At 60.6% G+C, this 17,149-nt stretch carries 17 protein-coding genes; all 17 read right to left on the minus strand.

All coding sequences use genetic code 11. The features are described 5' to 3' along the window. Positions 1-26: 26 nt before the first annotated feature. Complete coding sequence (locus tag AB1J88_RS12955; protein WP_430291213.1) at positions 27-1,418, minus strand: sigma-54-dependent transcriptional regulator; 1,392 nt, start codon at positions 1,416-1,418, stop codon at positions 27-29. 5 nt (positions 1,419-1,423) lie between these two features. Then, positions 1,424-2,617, minus strand: a complete 1,194-nt coding sequence (locus tag AB1J88_RS12960; protein ID WP_430292691.1) for a sensor histidine kinase — start codon at positions 2,615-2,617, stop codon at positions 1,424-1,426. Between the two features lie 125 nt (positions 2,618-2,742). Next, positions 2,743-4,218 (minus strand): sigma-54 dependent transcriptional regulator, encoded by a 1,476-nt coding sequence (locus AB1J88_RS12965; protein WP_041073001.1) that lies wholly within the window; start codon positions 4,216-4,218, stop codon positions 2,743-2,745. Positions 4,219-4,390: 172 nt separating this feature from the next. Then, complete coding sequence (locus AB1J88_RS12970) at positions 4,391-4,687, minus strand: hypothetical protein (RefSeq protein ID WP_041073003.1); 297 nt, start codon at positions 4,685-4,687, stop codon at positions 4,391-4,393. An 11-nt stretch (positions 4,688-4,698) separates the two neighbouring features. Then, positions 4,699-5,097: a flagellar export chaperone FliS gene (gene fliS, locus AB1J88_RS12975; RefSeq protein ID WP_027614233.1), complete on the minus strand. Its 399-nt coding sequence runs from the start codon at positions 5,095-5,097 to the stop codon at positions 4,699-4,701. Positions 5,098-5,226: 129 nt separating this feature from the next. After that, positions 5,227-6,696: a flagellar filament capping protein FliD gene (gene fliD / locus AB1J88_RS12980; protein WP_222015807.1), complete on the minus strand. Its 1,470-nt coding sequence runs from the start codon at positions 6,694-6,696 to the stop codon at positions 5,227-5,229. Between the two features lie 83 nt (positions 6,697-6,779). After that, positions 6,780-7,139, minus strand: a complete 360-nt coding sequence (locus AB1J88_RS12985; protein ID WP_041073007.1) for a flagellar protein FlaG — start codon at positions 7,137-7,139, stop codon at positions 6,780-6,782. A 72-nt stretch (positions 7,140-7,211) separates the two neighbouring features. Continuing rightward, a complete protein-coding gene (locus AB1J88_RS12990) occupies positions 7,212-8,063 on the minus strand; it encodes a flagellin domain-containing protein (protein ID WP_007920059.1) in 852 nt (283 codons plus the stop codon). 236 nt (positions 8,064-8,299) lie between these two features. After that, complete coding sequence (locus AB1J88_RS12995) at positions 8,300-8,572, minus strand: hypothetical protein (protein ID WP_430291214.1); 273 nt, start codon at positions 8,570-8,572, stop codon at positions 8,300-8,302. Beyond that, positions 8,569-9,858 (minus strand): motility associated factor glycosyltransferase family protein, encoded by a 1,290-nt coding sequence (locus tag AB1J88_RS13000; protein ID WP_430291215.1) that lies wholly within the window; start codon positions 9,856-9,858, stop codon positions 8,569-8,571. The genes AB1J88_RS12995 and AB1J88_RS13000 overlap by 4 nt, the downstream gene beginning before the upstream one ends. 85 nt (positions 9,859-9,943) lie before the next feature. Beyond that, positions 9,944-10,870, minus strand: a complete 927-nt coding sequence (locus AB1J88_RS13005; RefSeq protein WP_145593072.1) for a ketoacyl-ACP synthase III — start codon at positions 10,868-10,870, stop codon at positions 9,944-9,946. A gap of 227 nt (positions 10,871-11,097) precedes the next feature. Continuing rightward, a complete protein-coding gene (gene pseI, locus AB1J88_RS13010) occupies positions 11,098-12,150 on the minus strand; it encodes a pseudaminic acid synthase (protein ID WP_047292515.1) in 1,053 nt (350 codons plus the stop codon). Further along, positions 12,143-13,648, minus strand: coding sequence for a UDP-2,4-diacetamido-2,4,6-trideoxy-beta-L-altropyranose hydrolase (gene pseG, locus AB1J88_RS13015; protein ID WP_430291216.1), 1,506 nt, complete (start codon positions 13,646-13,648; stop codon positions 12,143-12,145). The genes pseI and pseG overlap by 8 nt, the downstream gene beginning before the upstream one ends. After that, positions 13,645-14,340, minus strand: a complete 696-nt coding sequence (pseF, locus tag AB1J88_RS13020) for a pseudaminic acid cytidylyltransferase (protein ID WP_430291217.1) — start codon at positions 14,338-14,340, stop codon at positions 13,645-13,647. The genes pseG and pseF overlap by 4 nt, the downstream gene beginning before the upstream one ends. Continuing rightward, on the minus strand, positions 14,337-14,957 hold the full coding sequence (locus AB1J88_RS13025; protein WP_041073020.1) for a pseudaminic acid biosynthesis-associated methylase: 621 nt from the start codon (positions 14,955-14,957) through the stop codon (positions 14,337-14,339). Before AB1J88_RS13025 ends, pseF begins: the two co-directional genes overlap by 4 nt. A 31-nt stretch (positions 14,958-14,988) precedes the next feature. Further along, on the minus strand, positions 14,989-16,146 hold the full coding sequence (gene pseC, locus AB1J88_RS13030) for a UDP-4-amino-4,6-dideoxy-N-acetyl-beta-L-altrosamine transaminase (protein WP_430291218.1): 1,158 nt from the start codon (positions 16,144-16,146) through the stop codon (positions 14,989-14,991). After that, entirely contained in the window at positions 16,143-17,144 is a 1,002-nt protein-coding gene (pseB, locus tag AB1J88_RS13035; protein ID WP_027614222.1) for a UDP-N-acetylglucosamine 4,6-dehydratase (inverting), read from the minus strand. The genes pseC and pseB overlap by 4 nt, the downstream gene beginning before the upstream one ends. Positions 17,145-17,149 lie beyond the last annotated feature (5 nt).

Here is a 17,149-nt window from a genome sequence, read left to right on the forward strand (position 1 = left end):
GCACTTTCAATCTTTTGCGCCACCGCTCACGTGGCGAACAGATAGCCTTCGACGTCCATCCCGGCATCGCGCATTTGCGCCAACTTGTAGCGCAGGGTTCGCGGGCTGATACCGAGCTTTTCCGCCGCTTCCTTGCGCCGGCCGCGTTCGGTGCGCAGGGTATCGATGATCATCTGAAACTCCCGGCGCCGCAGGTCATCGCCCAGCGCACCGGCGGATTCAGTCTCGACTTCGATCTCGCGCACCAACGGCTGCACCGGCGCAACGGACGGCGCAGCACCAAACGTCACCGCGCCCGTCAGGCAGAAATCCTGCGGCTGGATCAAACCGCCCTGCTGCAGAATCAGCGCCCGTTGAATGGCGTTATCCAGTTCACGCACATTGCCCGGCCACGGATAACCGGTGAGGCAAGCCCGGGCTTCTGGCGACAGTTTCGCCGGCGCGTGCTTCATTTTATTGACGTGTTTGTTCAGCAACCGCTCGGCCAGCGGCAAGATATCGGCAGTGCGCTCGCGAAGTGGACGCCACGCCAGAGGGAAAACCGACAGACGGTAAAAAAGGTCTTCACGGAAGCGTCCAGCCGCCACTTCGCCGGCCAGATCGCGGTTGGTGGTCGCGACCACGCGAATATCCAGCGCGATCGGCTTGCGCGCACCGACACGCTCGACTTCACGCTCCTGCAGTACCCGCAGCAACTTGGCTTGCAGGCCCAGGGGCATTTCGGAAATCTCGTCGAGCAGAAGGGTGCCGCCATCGGCTTGTTCAAACTTGCCAGGCTGCGCCGCGATGGCGCCGGTGAATGAGCCCTTCTCGTGACCGAACAGCGTGGCCTCGAGCATGTTGTCGGGAATCGCCGCGCAGTTGATCGCGATGAACGGCTGACTGGCACGATGGGATTGCTGATGGATGTAGCGCGCCAGCACTTCCTTGCCGGTGCCGGATTCGCCGGAGATCAATACCGTGGAATCGCTGCGCGCCACCCGCGCCGCCAGGTCGAGCAGTTGCGCACTGGCCGCCTCGACCGCCACCGGCCCGTCGCTATCAGCCACGCTGATACAGCCCAGCGCATGCCGCGAAACCAAGTCCAGCAGAGCCTTGGGCTCGAACGGCTTGACCAGATAATCCGCCGCCCCCTGGCGCATCGCATCGACCGCTCGCTCCACCGCGCCGTGTGCGGTCATCAGCAGCACCGGTAGTTGCGGCCGCCGGGCGCGCAACAGTCCAAGCAGTTGATGGCCGTCCATGCCAGGCATGTTGACGTCACTGACCACCAGACTGAACGCTTCGCGCTCGACCGCTTGCAACGCCTCTTCGGCGCTGCCGACGGCTTGGTAGTCGTGGCCCGCCAGCAACAGCGTATCGGCCAGCGCTTCGCGCAACGAGCGGTCATCCTCGACCAGCAAAACCTTGATGCCCATGACGTTTACTCAGCTCCCTGTACAGCGGAAAACAGCGGCAGGATCACCTGCGCGCACGTGCCGCGCCCGACCCGCGAACGCAGCCGCAATTCTCCCTGATGTGCCCGGGCCACAGCCTTGACCACGGTCAGGCCGAGCCCGGTGCCGGTGACTTTGGTGGTAAAAAATGGCTCGCCGAGACGCTCGAGCACCACCGGATCTATACCGCTGCCGCTGTCGCTGACGCACAGGCGCAGGCTGTTGTCGCGGGTGTAGCAATGCACTTTCAGGCGCACGTTGCCGTCACTGGCCTGAATCGCGTTTTCGATCAGATTGAGAAGGGACCCGACCAGCGTGTCGCGGTTGCACAGCAATTCGCCGGCATGACTGTCGCACTGCCAGCGAATAGGCAAGTCCTGCACATGGGTCAACGCTGCCGCCTGCAATGTCTGCATCAACGCATTGGGGGTGATGCGGTCAGTCAACGGCAACTCGCCGCGGGCGAACACCAGCATGTCACGCACCTGATGCTCCAGCTCATGCAGGCGCTCTTTGAGGCGTCCGGCAAAGCGCTGCTGGGTCGCGACCGGCAATTCCTGCTCAGTCAGATGACTGGCGTAGAGCAAAGCGGCAGACAACGGCGTGCGGATCTGATGGGCCAGCGAGGCGACCATGCGCCCCAGCGATGACAGACGCTCATGACGCGCCAGTTGATCTTGAAGGTGGCGGGTTTCTGTCAGGTCGTTGAGCAGCACCAACTGCCCCGGCTCGGCATCCAGCGAGCGGGTGGCAATCGACAGTCGCCGACCGTTTTTCAGCGAGATTTCATGACCATCATCCTCGCGCGGGGCGAAGCATCGGGCGATCACGTGGCGCCACAACTCGCCGTCCAAAGGCAACCCCAACAACTCGATAGCCGCCGGATTGGCTTCGCGAACCATGCCGTGGCCGTCAATGACGATGACACCACCGGGCAACAGATCCAGGAGGTTTTGCAGGCGGTTGGCCAAACGTTCTTTTTCGGCCAGCTCCTGCATGCGTTGGGCACTGACCACGGCCAACTCGCCCTTGAGCTCGGTGACCCGGGCCTCAAGCATGCTGTAGGAGTCGGTCAATTGACTGGACATCTGATTGAACAGCGCGAACGCCTGCTCAAGCCCCTGACGGCTCGCCTGCTCTACGGACGACGATTGCCCCTCGGCATTGGAGGCAGATGACATCTGGGCGTGGGGCATTGTGTTCTCTCGCTTGGCTGACCGTCAGTTAAACGGAACGTTGCGAGGGATGTAGCAATACCCGTGCCTAAAAAAAACTGCTTATAAATGAAGGCGTTGAAAAACAGGCGTCAATCATCCGCCTGTTCATCACCTTCGCGCCGGCTCATGCCGTACTTGCGCATCTTCTCCACCAGCGTGGTACGACGAATGCGCAGGCGTTCGGCGGCACGCGCCACAATGCCATTGGCATCGTCCAATGCCTGCTGGATCAGGCCCTGCTCCAGACCACCGAGGTAGTCTTTGAGGTCCAGACCTTCCGGCGGCAACAAAGCGTTGGCGGTGAAGTCCGGGGTATGACCGTTGATCGCCACGCGCTCTTCGAGATCGCTGCGCAGGCTGTCGACCATCTGCTCGTCTTCATCATCGACGTAGCGGAATTTCTTCGGCAACTCGACCACACCGATGACCCCGTACGGGTGCATGATCGCCATGCGCTCCACCAGGTTGGCCAGCTCGCGGACGTTGCCCGGCCAGCCGTGACGGCACAGCGACATGATCGCTGCCGAGTTGAAGCGGATCGAACCGCGCTTTTCGTGCTCCATGCGCGAGATCAGTTCGTTCATCAGCAGCGGGATGTCTTCAACGCGCTCACGCAACGGCGCCATCTCGATCGGGAACACATTCAGGCGATAGTAGAGGTCTTCGCGGAAGGTGCCGACCTCGATCATGCTTTCGAGGTTCTTGTGAGTCGCGGCAATGATGCGCACATCGACGCTCTGGGTCTTGTTGCTGCCCACACGCTCGAAGGTACGCTCCTGCAGGACGCGCAACAGTTTGACCTGCATCGGCAGCGGCATGTCGCCGATTTCATCGAGGAACAGCGTACCGCCGTTGGCCAGCTCGAAACGTCCGGCACGGCTGGTGATCGCGCCGGTGAAGGCGCCCTTCTCGTGGCCGAACAGTTCGCTTTCCAGCAGCTCGGCCGGGATCGCCCCGCAGTTGACTGGCACGAATGGCGCGTCGCGACGCTTGGAGTGGTAATGCAGGTTGCGCGCAACCACTTCCTTGCCGGTGCCGGACTCGCCGAGGATCAGCACACTGGCGTCGGTATCGGCCACTTGCTGCATCATCTGACGCACGTGCTGGATCGCGCGGCTGGTGCCGACGAGGCTGCGGAACAAGTTGGGTTCGCGATGACGGCCGCGCTCGCGGGCCTGGTCGTACATCTCGCGATAGACCTGGGCACGGTGCAGGGAGTCGAGCAGCTTGCTGTAGCTGGGTGGCATTTCCAGCGTCGAAAGCACCCGGCGGCGCTGGTCTTCCGGCAGGTCGACGGAAGAATTATCGCCCATCAGCAAAACCGGAAGGAACTCATCCCATGTCGAGAGTGTCTTTAACAAGCCCAACAGCGCACCCGGAGCATTTACCGTCCCGATCAGCACACAGATGACTTCACGACTTGATGACAAAGAGCCGACAGCCTGCTGCCAGTCATGGCTGCCGCAGGGTAAATTTTCTTCGCCGAGAAAATTTAAAATCACCGCCAGGTCGCGGCGGCGGACGCTATCGTCATCGATCAGCAGAATTTTGGTTTCACGCCACATGCAATAGCAACTTCCCTAGTCAACTCAATGCCCGAAAAATGGGGCAAGCGAGACGCTTGCAGGACACCTTGTGCCTGTAGACGCCTGAAATCTGAAAACAGCCACTAGTTAAGTCAAAAAACCGTGCACAGTCAAATTTATGGCGCACATGTCTGGATTAACTGGGGGTTAATTAACCAAACAGATGGTAAACCTTTGCCGCCTTTTGCGCTTGGGTGATCTGCGACATCTCGTTGGCTATCGCCTGCCGCTCACCCATCGCCGCCTCCAGAAGCTCCTTGTAGACGTGGAGCAGCTCCTCAAGGTTATTGCGCAAGGCCTCCTCATCCAGCGAGGCCTCGACCATGACGTCTTCCATGCAGGATCGGCAAGCCAGATCCAGCTCGCCAATGGCTTCCCAGTTGCGTTCGGCCAGCGCACTGACCAGCGCTTCACGGGTGTCGGCGATTCGCTGCAATACAAGACTCATGGTGCTCTCCTTCAAAACTGCGGAGCAGGCTCGGGGGCGATGGCATCCCAGCCTTCTTTGACCGTGCTCAGCAAGCCGGCGACCTCATCGAGAATGCGCGGATCGCTGTTGATGTTGGCCTCGGCGAGGCGCTTCATCATGTAGATGTACAGCCCGTCCAGATCGGCCAGTTCATCGGCACACTTTTCCAGGTCCAGACCTTCGCGCAGACCGCTGACAATGCCAATGGCCTTGCTGATCGAGGTGCACTTGCCAGGAATGTCCTTGCGCTCGATGGCACCCTTGGCCTGAGCGATGCGGGCCAGCCCGCCTTCCATCAACATTTGTACCAGACGGTGCGGGCTCGCCTCGGAGGTCTGGGCGTGCGCGCCGACTTTCTGATATTGCCGAAGGGCTAACATTGGGTTCATGTTCTACCTCATTGCCACAATGACTCGTATAACCAGTGTATCGCCAACGAATCACAGAACTTTAGATCAAAAGACAAAAACCCGGCGCACGCCGATAAAGCGTAGCCGGGTTTTTGTCGTTCTTGCGGGTTACTTCGCGGATTGCTGAGCGTTCAGCGAGCTGAAGAACGACGTGATGTTACTGGCCGTCGCCTTCATTTGCCCAACCAGCAGGTCCATGGCGTTGTATTTCGCAGTCAACGTCTTGGTCAGGTTGGCCACACGCAGATCCAGCGCCAATTGCTGGGAAGTAAGGTTGCGCGTGTTGTTGTTCAAAATGGTCATACGCTGATCAAGCAAACCCGTGGTGGTTTTACCATCCGGAGAAGCTTTCAGATACGGGTCCACCGCCTTGCTCATGCGCGCCAGCAGACCGTTGGTGTCATTGGTCCCGGTGAACATCTGCTGAACCTGACCAGCCTTGCCAGGCTGACTCATGGTTTTGGTGAACGCAGCAGTATCGAACGTCAGGTTACCGGTGAGACGATCGGTCATCACACCGATCTCCGACAGGTAGGACAAAGCACCATCTGCACCAGCACCAGGAGCAGTCAACTGGCCACGGATGTCGGAGATCAGCGAGCGCGGCAACGAGTCACCGGTGAAAGCGGCCTGCACCGTCAGTTTGCCATCGGCGTCCGGTGTTGCCTTGGACAGGGTGTCGATGGTGGTCTTCAGGGTGTTGTAGGCGTCAACAAACGCCTGAACCGAAGCCTGCAGCCCTTTGGTGTTGGTATCGACGCTGACAACGGTCGGCGTGGCAACGCTACCAACGACTGGGCTGACTGCGGTCAGATTCAGAGTCAAGCCGCTGATTGCACCACTGACCGTGTTGCTCTTGCTGGAAACCTGCAGGCCGTCGATGGTCACCATGGCATCTTGTGCAGGACCGTTGACGTTGCCAGAGGCGCCTGCCGCCGGATTGGTACCCATCGGCTGAGTACCGTCGATCTCCAGACCGGCAATCCCGCTGACAGACAGGTCGGAACCTGCGCCCGTCTTGTTCGAGCTGATCACCAGACGCGAAGCGCCGCTGCTATCGGTCACGATGTTGGCAGAAATGCCATTGGCGCCCTGAGCCGTGTTAATCGCGTCACGGGTGCTCTGCAAGGTCGCATTGGCCGGAATCGTGACATTGTAATCAGTGCCATTCTGACTGATTTTCAGGGTACCACTCGGAATGGCACTGGCAGCACCGCCGGCGAAAGAAGCGCTGGCAACTTTCGAGCCAGTGGCCAATTGGTTGACAACAACGTTGTAAGTCCCCGACACCGCGGTGTTATCGGAGGTGGCGCCGAGAATCGCTGTGTTGCTCGAGGTCGCCGTGAAGCCGGCAAATGCCGGGTTGGTCTTGCTGCCCAGGTTGGTCATCGCCGTCTGGTACGCGGTCAGCGCACTCTTCAACGTGCCGACACCGGAAATCTTCAGGGTATTGGTCTTGGTCGCGGAATCGATCTGCGTCTGCTTCGGCGACTTGTCGGCGTTGACCAGCGCGGTCACGATCGCGCCGATGTCCAGGCCGGAACCCAGTCCGGAACCCGGTAGAATTGGACTTGCCATGTGCATCTCCCTTCAGATTGTTGCCAGACTTTTGACCCATCCAGGCGTCATTCAAGAAAGACAAACACTATTCATGCCAGCTATCAGACTTTGGCGTCGAACAACACATGGCTTGCGTTGGCGAGGCTGTCTGCGAGCTTGAGTGCTTCTGCGGAGGGGATCTGGCGTACGACCTCACCCGTCTCGCTTGCGATCACCTTGACGATGACCTTGCCAGAGTGCTCGTCGATCGAGAACTCCAGGTTACGCTTGATCGATTGAACGAACTTCTCGATCTCTTGCACGGCCAGTTTCAACTTGGCGTCATCCGTTTGCTGACTTTTCTTGTCAGCGACCGGAGCGTCGGCCGGTGCAACTTTTGGCGTCTCGGACGGCTTATCAGCAACAGGCGTCGCTGGCTTGGGAGCCGGATAAGACACGTTAAGCTTTACGCTCATGTCCATGCTCATCACCTCCTAACGTAAAAAAGCGAGAGAGCGCGACCAGCGCACCCTCCCGCCCAAACTCATTCCGAATTACTGAAGCAGCTTCAGTACAGCGGAAGGCAGTTGGTTGGCTTGAGCCAGAACAGAGGTCGAAGCCTGTTGCAGGGTTTGCTGCTTGGTCAGGTTAGCAGTCTCTGCGGCGAAGTCGGTATCTTGTACGCGACCTTGTGCAGCAGTGGTGTTCTCGGTGATGTTCTGCAAGTTCTGGATGGTGCTGGTCAGACGGTTTTGCGAAGCACCCAGGCTGGCACGAGTTGCACCGATTGCAGCGATAGCGGCGTCGATTGCGGTGATCGCGTTGTCGATGTTCTGCGAAGCGCCAGTTACGGTAGCACCAGTCAGGGACAGAGTACCGCTACCAACCGACAGGCTGACGGCGTCGAACTTGGAGCTCAGTACCAGGTCGATGTGGTTAGCCGAACCAGTGTTTGCGCCAACTTGCAGGGTCACAGTACCAGCCGAACCGTCCAGCAGGTTTTTGCCGTTCAGGTTGGTCGATGCCGAGATACGGGTGATTTCGTCAGACATCTGAGCGAATTCAGCGTTGGTAGCGGTCTGGTCAGCAGTGCCGTTGGTGCCGTTACGTGCTTTAACAGCCAGTTCACGCATACGCTGCAGAATGTCGGTAGTCGCTTGCAGAGCGCCTTCAGCGGTCTGAGCAACGGAGATACCGTCGTTGGCGTTCTGGATGGCTTGGGTGTTACCACGGATCTGCGAAGACATACGGTTCGAGATCTGCAGGCCAGCAGCGTCGTCTTTAGCGCTGTTGATTTTCAGGCCGGAAGACAGGCGCTGCATCGAAGTCGACAGAGCGTCGGAAGCGCGGTTCAGGTTCTTTTGAACGTTCAGCGACGTGGTGTTGGTGTTTACTGTTAAAGCCATGACGAATTCCTCGTTGGTTGGGTACTGCGGCTTCCGGCCCTGGCAACCGCCTGGAATGGCCTAGAGAACCTTCGTAATAGTTATCGTCGGGTTGGCAGGTTGCTTGAGGGCTTTTTGAAAAAAATTTGCCATCACCCTGCCACCCCCGAGAAAACAAGGGCTTAGCGCCCCCCACCTGCGAAAAAATGACGCCATAAAACCGACCCGCACGCAAAGCCGCGGGCCAGTGCGGTCGGTCAGTTTGACGATCGTGCTTTTTGCAACACTTCGATCAACTCGTACTCCATCCAGTCAGCCAGGCCCAACCAGTCCTGACGCTCCTGACGGTCGAGCATCTGCGTGAGTACCAAGGCCCAGTCCTGTTGTACCGTCGCCGGCGCGGACATCAGCAACTGCTGCGCCCCCTCGAACACCTCGACCATATCCAGCGCCGCCTCAACGTCACGCCCCAGACGAAACAACCCGGCGCACTGACGGCACTCGTCGACGCACTGCTCAATCGTCGTCATTGCACAAACTCCTGATTGAACTGTGTCCCGGCGATCAGCGCGCCTGCCCGACTGCTGTTGAAGAACTGCACCTGCGGATGCGCGGCGATATAGCGCTCCAGCACACACAGATAGCCGCGAAAGTTCAGCTGGGTGCTGACCCGCTGGCCATGGCCGTCCTGTACCCAGTGCCGCGCCTGATCGACCCCCGGCCCCAGATCACCGTCATTCCAGCCGGCATGGGTCTTGTTCATCGGGAAGGCGAAGTCGGCGCCGAACAGGGTAATGCGCGATGCACCCATCTTCACCGCCAGATCCACCGCCGGATGAATCACGCTGCCACCGACATGCAGTTGCCCGCGCGGATATTGCTCGCGCAACGCGGCGTACACCGGACTGGCCGAGTAACCGCCGTAGCGTTTGCCCTTCCACGCGGTCAGCACCGCAGGATCGCTCATGGGCAGATACACCAGCGGGATGCCAGCGGAGTCCTCGAACGGCAGATGCCGGAAGCTGATGCGCTGATCAATGGTGACCACCAGATCCGGGACGATCCCGTGCTCACGCAATGGCCGGTAAGCGGTATCCACACACATCAACACCGGACGTTCAGCCTGCGCGCGCACCGCCGCCAGACGCTGAAAATGTCCTTCGAGCGTCGGCCCGGTGCCAATCACATAGATTTCCCGGCCACTGGCCGTCCCGAACAACTGCGCCACATCATCATCGCCCAGCAACACCGGCAAACAGTCTTGCAGACGCTGCTGAATGAACGGCAAATGTGGATCGAATTCACGATTGTTGAAGCTCAAGTGCACTTCGCTGACCAGCCGATCGCGGATCTTCGCGTTGAAGTCATCAGCCAGCAGCATCTCCGCCGGCAAGGCGAAAAACGGTGTGCAGATGTCTGACAGATCACCGGCATAGAACAGCTGCACGCGCGGATCTTCCAGCCATTGGCGCTGATCGAGCAGTTGCAGCACCAGGGCGAACAACGCGCCATTGAGAATATGCACGTACAACCGCTCAAGCCCGGCGCGCTCCAGCAGCACCGATGGCAGATCACCGAGACCGGTGCCATAAACATGCAACTGCGGCTTATCCGCCAGACTGGCAGCCTGGATGCGGGCTTCGTGGACGCGGTCGTGGCGACTGGTCAGTTGAATGCCATTGACACTGAGCGTCGAGCCCAAACCCTGCACCAGCTCGGCTTGAACCGCTGAACCGTCTTCAGCCATCAGCCGCTCGAACAACGCCGGCCAGCGCTGCTGGATAATCTCGGCGTTGGCTTGGAAAAACTCGCTCATGCCGGCTCGCGCTCCCTTCAGGCAAAAAAATAGCGTTCAAGGGTAACCTTGAACGCTATTTTTGTATCCGCCGTTTTTGACCGACTCAAGGACGATAGATGATCGCCGAGCCCCACGACAGACCGACACCGAAACCGCTCAGGGCAATGCGCTGCCAGTCGGAATCGAGTACGTGTTTTTCCAGCAGCAGCGGGATGCTCGACGACACGGTATTGCCGGTCTCGACCATATCCTTGATGAACTTCTCCGGTTCACCTTCGAAACGCCGCGCCACCGCATCGACAATCGCCGCACTGCCCTGGTGAATGCAGAAGGCGTCGATGTCATCAGCCTTGAGGCCGGAGTCGTCGAGCAATTCGTGCAAGTGCGCCGGGACTTTGAGCAGTGCGAAGTTGAACACCTGACGGCCGTTCATGAAGAACACGCCATCAGTGACTTTCAGGTGTGGCGCGCCGGAACCGTCGGTACCGAACTTGGCCTTGCCCAGCGCCCAGGCCGGGTCTTCGCCCATCCAGGTCGCCGTGGCGGCATCGCCGAAGAGCATGGTGGTGTTGCGGTCTTCCGGGTCGACGATTTTCGAATACGGGTCAGCGGTGATCAGCAGGCCGTTCTTCAGGCCGGCGGCTTCCATGAAGCCCTTGATCGCGTAAATGCCGTAGACGTAACCGGAGCAGCCCAGGGAAATGTCGAACGCCGCAACATTTGTCGGCAGACCGAGCTTGTCCTGGACGATCGCAGCGGTGTGCGGCAGACCTTCTTCGTCACCGTTCTGGGTGACGACGATCAGCGCGTCGATCGATTCACGTTTCAATTCAGGGTTGCTGGCAAACAGCGCATTGGCCGCTTCCACGCACAGATCGGAGGTTTCCTGTTCAGCGCCTTTGCGCGGCAGGAAGGCCGAACCGATTTTACCGAGGATGAATTCTTCATCCTTCTCGAATTTTGCACCTTGTGCGTAATTGTCCACGCCGGCTACAGGAACGTAGCTCGCAATGCTTTTTATGCCAATCATTACGGCTTCCCAATAAAAAACAGCCCAAAACCACCGCTCGCAAGGATTCGAGGGGCGCCGACAAACAGAAAACGGCCGCCACAAAGGGCAGCCACGGGGAGCGCAAAGGGCTATCACTGGAACCGATTACACGGCCAGGCGCCATCTCCCCGGTCAATACAATACAGTGAAGATGCGCGTTATGACTCGCAGGTCACGCTATTTTGCCGAATCGGTGGCAGATCGGGTTATTCGACCAACGACCAGTCCAGCGGCGTGCCGCGTTTGATCGCCTGACGAGCGCGGCGACCGAGGACGGCATCGGTGTGCTTGGGCGGCAGACCGAGACCAGGGCGAATGGCGCGCAGATTGTCCCCGGAAAAGGCTTCACCGGCGGCCATGTCGGCAGTGACGTACAGCGAGCGGCGATAGACCAGCGACTTGCGCTCGGCCTCGGTGACGCCGTAATGCACCTGGCCCATGGCTTGCCAGGCGCGTTCGGTTTCCACCACCAGACTGGCCAGCTCCGCAGGTTCCAGCGAGAAACTGGCGTCGACGCCACCTGCCGAACGGTCGAGGGTAAAGTGTTTTTCCACCACCGTTGCCCCGAGTGCCACGGCGGCCACGGACACACCCACGCCCATGGAGTGATCGGACAGACCCACCTCGCAACCGAACAGTTCACGCAGATGCGGGATCGTGCGCACGTTGCTGTTGAGCGGGGTCGCCGGGTAAGTGCTGGTGCACTTGAGCAGCACCAGATCCTTGCACCCCGCCTCGCGGGCAGCGCGCACGGTTTCGTCGAGTTCGGCGATGCTGGCCATGCCGGTGGAGATGATCAGCGGTTTGCCGGTCGCGGCCACACGGCGGATCAACGGCAGATCGGTGTTTTCGAAACTGGCGATCTTGTACGCCGGCACGTCGAGGCTTTCGAGAAAGTCCACCGCCGTGTCATCGAACGGCGTCGAGAACGCGAGCATGCCCAGTTCTTTGGCCCGAGCGAAAATCGGCGCATGCCACTCCCACGGGGTGTGGGCCTTCTCATACAGGTCGTACAGCGAAGTACCCGCCCACAGGCTATTCGGGTCCTTGATGAAAAACTCGCCCTCGGCCAGATCCAGGGTCATGGTCTGCGCGGTGTAAGTCTGCAGCTTCAAGGCATGCGCCCCAGCCTTGGCGGCGGCTTCGACAATCTGCAGCGCCAGCTCCAGCGACTGGTTATGGTTGCCGCTCATCTCGGCAATGATGAACGGCGGCGCATCGGCACCGATCAGACGCTCGCCAATCTTGAAACTACTCATCGCGGTGATCCTTCAAAACCTTGGTGAACGCGCAGGCACTCTGGGTGAATCCGGCGTCACGAAACACATTCAAAGACGGACGATTGCCCGGCAGCACCTGAGCGGTAATGGCGGTCATCTGCGGCCAGTGCTCGCGGACGAACGCCTCACCTCGCGCCAGCAGCGCCCTGCCCCAGCCCAGACCAAAACGCCCGCGCAGCAGATACAGCGACACTTCAACCTCGAATCCACGCAAGTCATAACGCAAGACGCCGACCGGGCCGTCATCGGCCTCGGCAATCAACAGCAGACGCTGCGGGTTGCGCAGGCTCGCCGTCAGCCAGTTCAGGTGCTGCGGCCATTCGATTGCAGCCGTGTCCAATGACCACCGCCGCACAGCCTCGGCATTGCGCCCGTCGAACAGCAATTGCGCGTCATCCAGAGTCGCCAGGCGCAGCTTGAGCACTGCACCGGCCAGCGCCGCCGCCACGCGCAACGCACCGCGCCCATCGACCAGTTGCCGTGAACGCTCGGCCAGACTCAGGCGCAGATAGAAATTGTCGACGACAAAACCGATGGCGTCGCGCAGTTGTTCGACGCTGACCTGCTCGCGGGCGCCCATGAACACATGCGCCCCCGCCGCTGCCATGACTTCGCCGTTGGCTTTCTGGTTGTTCGATACCGCGATGCAGATCGTCGGCAGGCCGAGGGCTGCACGCTCCCAACTGGTGCCGCCACCCGCGCCGATAAACAGATCGGCCGCGGTCATGCGCTGCTGGAAATCGCTGACGAAACTGTGCAGGCGCCAATGCGGCCGTGTTGCGGCCAGTGCCTGCATTTGCGCCCACGCCGGGTTGTCTGCACCGGCGACGAAATCCACTTCCAGTTCGGTGAAGTCCTTCAGCGCCAACATCGCGTGATGGGTCTGCATCGCCGCATCGAAACCACCGAAATTCACCAGCACCCGGCGCGCCTTGGGCTTGATCGCAATGGCCGGGCAGACGAACTCCTCGCGCAGCATGGCGTAGCGCGGACCGAGCAAGGTGCGGCAGTCTTCGGGCAGCAGCGGCGCATAGTTTGCGCTGAGACCGGACAGGTTCTGATTGAGCAGCAGATCAACGCTGTAACGGCGGGTGGCGAGATCGTCCACCGCCGCAATCCGTGGCGCCCAACGACGGGCAGCGGCTTGCCAGTGATGATCGAGGCCGTAGTGGTCGGCGATGATCCAGTCGAATGCGGCGTGACCTGCCAGCAAGGCGTCCAGCGCCTCGATGTCTGCCTGCCACGGCAGCATCGATTCGATGGCTTGCTGCGGGTCTTCGTCGGGGTAGAAGTCCGGCAAGGCGAAGGTCTCGAAACCTTCGGCAGCCAAGACATCGAGCCGATGCCCGGGCAACCGCCGACAGGCAAACGCGACATGACTGCCTTGCTGGCGCAGCACCCGCGCCAGCGTCAGGCAACGGGCGATGTGGCCACTGCCGATGGTCGGCGAAGCGTCAGCGCGGATCAGCACTCTCATTGCAGTTCTCCGCCGGCCTTGAGCGCGGCGTAGAGGTATTCGGCGCGTTTCCAGTCTTGCAGCGTGTCGATGTCCTGCACCAGATGCCGCGGCAGAAGCACCGGCAGGCTCGCGGGTGAATACAACACGTCACCGCGCAGCCACGCCTCGCGACGGCCCCAGTAAAACTGGCCGGCGTCCTGAAAAGCTTCAGGCAGATCCTGCGAGCGGGTGTTGCGAAATTCCGGGTACAACGCGGTCAATGCGCCCTGCCCGTCCAGCGTCAGCGCACGCTGCACCGGGAAACCAAAGCTGCACACGGAGAACGCAAAGGCTTTGTCCGGGTGCTGCTGCAGCAACTCGAATCCCTCGCGCAAAAAACGCGCCTGCAACAACGGCGCCGTGGCGTACACGCAGCAGGCGTAATCGAACGCGGGCAGTTGCTGCAAGGCATGCACGATCACCGCAGCGGTGCCGGTGAAATCATCCGCCAGTTCAGCAGGGCGCAGGAACGGCACTTGCGCACCGTGGGCCAGCGCCAGCTCGGCAATTTCCGCGTCATCGGTACTGACCACGACCTGTTCGAACAAGCCACTGTCGAGCGCCGTACGGATCGAGCGGACAATCATCGGCACGCCGTCGAACGCCAGCAGATTCTTGCGCGGGATGCGCTTGCTGCCACCACGGGCCGGGATGATTGCGACGCTGTTCAAGGACGTTTTTCCAGCAGGAACCAGGTGATGTCGTCCACCGGGAACTGCGGGTCACGGTGATAACCAAAGCCGTAATCGAGCAATTGCAGATCGGCATAACGATCAAGCATTTCCCCGGCGAAATCGCGCTTGAACAACTTGCCGCTGTTGCCGCGATAGGACACTTCCACCGGCGCCGGGTTGTAGTACTCGGCGATCAGGATGTAGCGCTGACTCAACGCATACAACTGCGCATAGGCGGTCGGCAGCAGCTCCGGCGCCAGATGGATCAGCACGCCTTTGCTCAGGGTCAGGTCGTAACTGCGCTCGCGGGGAAAGTCGAACAGCGAGCCGTGCCAGATCTGCGCGATGCCCAGTGCCCGCGCCTGCGCACAGGCGCTTTCATTGATCTCGACGCCGAACAATTCACTGTGCGGCAGCAGTTGACGCAGCGCCTGCAGGTTGTTGCCGGCATTGGTGCCCAGCTCAACCACACTGTCGATGCGCCCGGCGCGGCTCAGGGCCTTGGCGAACAACGCCAGGTTGGCCGCGACCAGTGGCTGACCGACATTGCGATCGACGTACTGGTTGCCGAAATCGCCCTGCCAGAATTTTTCCTGCTCACTCAGATCACGCATTGCACAGTCTCATTCGCCGCCGCAGCGGGGTTTATTCGGTCAGCCGGCGCAATTGCTCGACCACATGATCCTGCTGCTCGTCAGTGAGCAACGGATACAGCGGCAGGCTGATCGCCTCGGCGTAATAACGCTCGGCTTCGGGGAAGTCACCTTCGGCAAAACCCAGGTCGCGATAGTACGGCTGCAAATGCACAGGAATATAGTGCAGGTTCACGCCGATGCCGGCGGCACGCAAGCCTTCGAACACCTGACGATGGGTCAGGCCGATGCGTTCGGTCTGCAAGCGCACCACGTACAGGTGCCACGCCGATTCCGCCTCCGGCTGCGCGCTGGGCAAGGTCAGTGGCAGGTAGGCCAGCAACCGGTCGTAACGCGCCGCCAGTTCGCGGCGACGGGCGATGAACCCGTCCAGTTTGGCCAGTTGCGACAGACCCAGCGCCGCTTGCAAATCGGTGATCCGGTAATTGAAGCCCAGCTCGATCTGCTGGTAATACCACGGGCCGTGGCTGGGTTCGCTCATCTGCTGCGGATCGCGGGTCATGCCGTGGCTGCGCAGGCGTTGCAGACGCTCGGCCAGTTGCGGGCGATTGGTCAGGACCATGCCACCTTCAGCGCTGGTGATGATTTTCACCGGGTGGAAACTGAACACGGTCATCGCCGCAAATTCCCCGCACCCCACCGGGCGCCCGGCGTAGCTGGCGCCCACCGCGTGCGAGGCGTCTTCGATCACCGTGAAGTTGTAGCGCTCGGCCAGTTCGGCAATCTTGCGCAGGTCGCAGCTCTGCCCGGAGAACGCCACCGCCACCAACACTTTCGGCAGTGTGCCGTCCTGCTCGGCCTGATCGAGCTTCGCGGCGAGAGCATAAGCATCGAGGTTCCAGGTCAGCGGATCGATGTCGACGAAATCCACCTCGGCGCCGCAATAGCGCCCGCAGTTGGCTGAGGCCAGAAAAGTGTTCGGCGTGGTCCACAAACGGTCGCCCGGGCCCAGGCCGGCAGCGAGACAGGCGATGTGCAGCGCCGCGGTGGCGTTGCACACCGCCACCGCGAAGTCCGCCTGGCAGCGTGCAGCCATCGCCTGCTCGAAACGCTCGATGGTCGGGCCTTGAGTCAGCCAGTCCGATTGCAAAACCTCGACCACGGCATTGATGTCCGCCTGATCAACGCTCTGCCGACCGTAGGGAATCATGCCGACAACTTCGCGTGCAGCTCGGCGATCTGCCCGACCGAGAGGTAGTGCGGATTGGTGTCGGAGCGGTATTCGAAATCCTCACTCACCGGCCGCCCATGTTCGCCAAGCTTGTCGATGGAGAAATCGACATCGACGCTGGTAAAGCGGATGGAAGGCTGGATGGTGTAGTGGTCTTCGAATTCCAGGGTCATCCGCGCATCGTCCAGCGGCACCATCAGCTCATGCAGTTTTTCCCCGGGACGAATACCGACGTTCTTGTGCGGCAGATGCTCGGCCATGCCCCGCGCCAGATCGACGATGCGGATCGACGGGATCTTCGGCACGAACACTTCGCCGCCGTGCATCCGCGCAAAGCTGTCGAGGACAAACTGCACGCCGTGATCGAGGGTGATCCAGAAGCGGGTCATGCGCTCGTCGGTGATCGGCAGCTCCTGCGCACCGTCGGCAATCAGCTTGCTGAAGAACGGCACCACCGAACCCCGCGAGCCCGCCACGTTGCCGTAGCGCACCACGGCAAAACGCGTTTGTTGCTCACCGGCAATGTTGTTGGCGGCGACGAACAGCTTGTCCGACAGCAGCTTGGTCGCGCCGTACAGATTGATCGGGCTGGCCGCTTTGTCGGTGGACAGCGCGACGACTTTCTTCACGCCGTTGTCGATGGCGGCGGCAATGATGTTCTCCGCGCCATTGACGTTGGTGCGGATGCACTCGGTCGGGTTGTACTCCGCCGCCGGCACCTGCTTGAGCGCCGCCGCGTGCACCACGTAGTCGATGCCGCGCATGGCCTGCCGCAGCCGGTCGGCGTCGCGCACGTCACCGAGAAAGTAGCGCATGCACGGCGCGTTGAACGTCTGCTGCATTTCGTATTGTTTGAGTTCATCGCGGGAGAACACCACCACGCGCTTGGGCTGGTATTGCTCAAGCAGACGGGCGATGAATTTGCGCCCGAACGAGCCGGTGCCGCCAGAGATGAAGATCGATTTACCGTTGAACATGTGCT

Source organism: Pseudomonas sp. S8, assembly GCF_050473925.1.
Classification (GTDB): Bacteria; Pseudomonadota; Gammaproteobacteria; order Pseudomonadales; family Pseudomonadaceae; genus Aquipseudomonas; species Aquipseudomonas parakoreensis.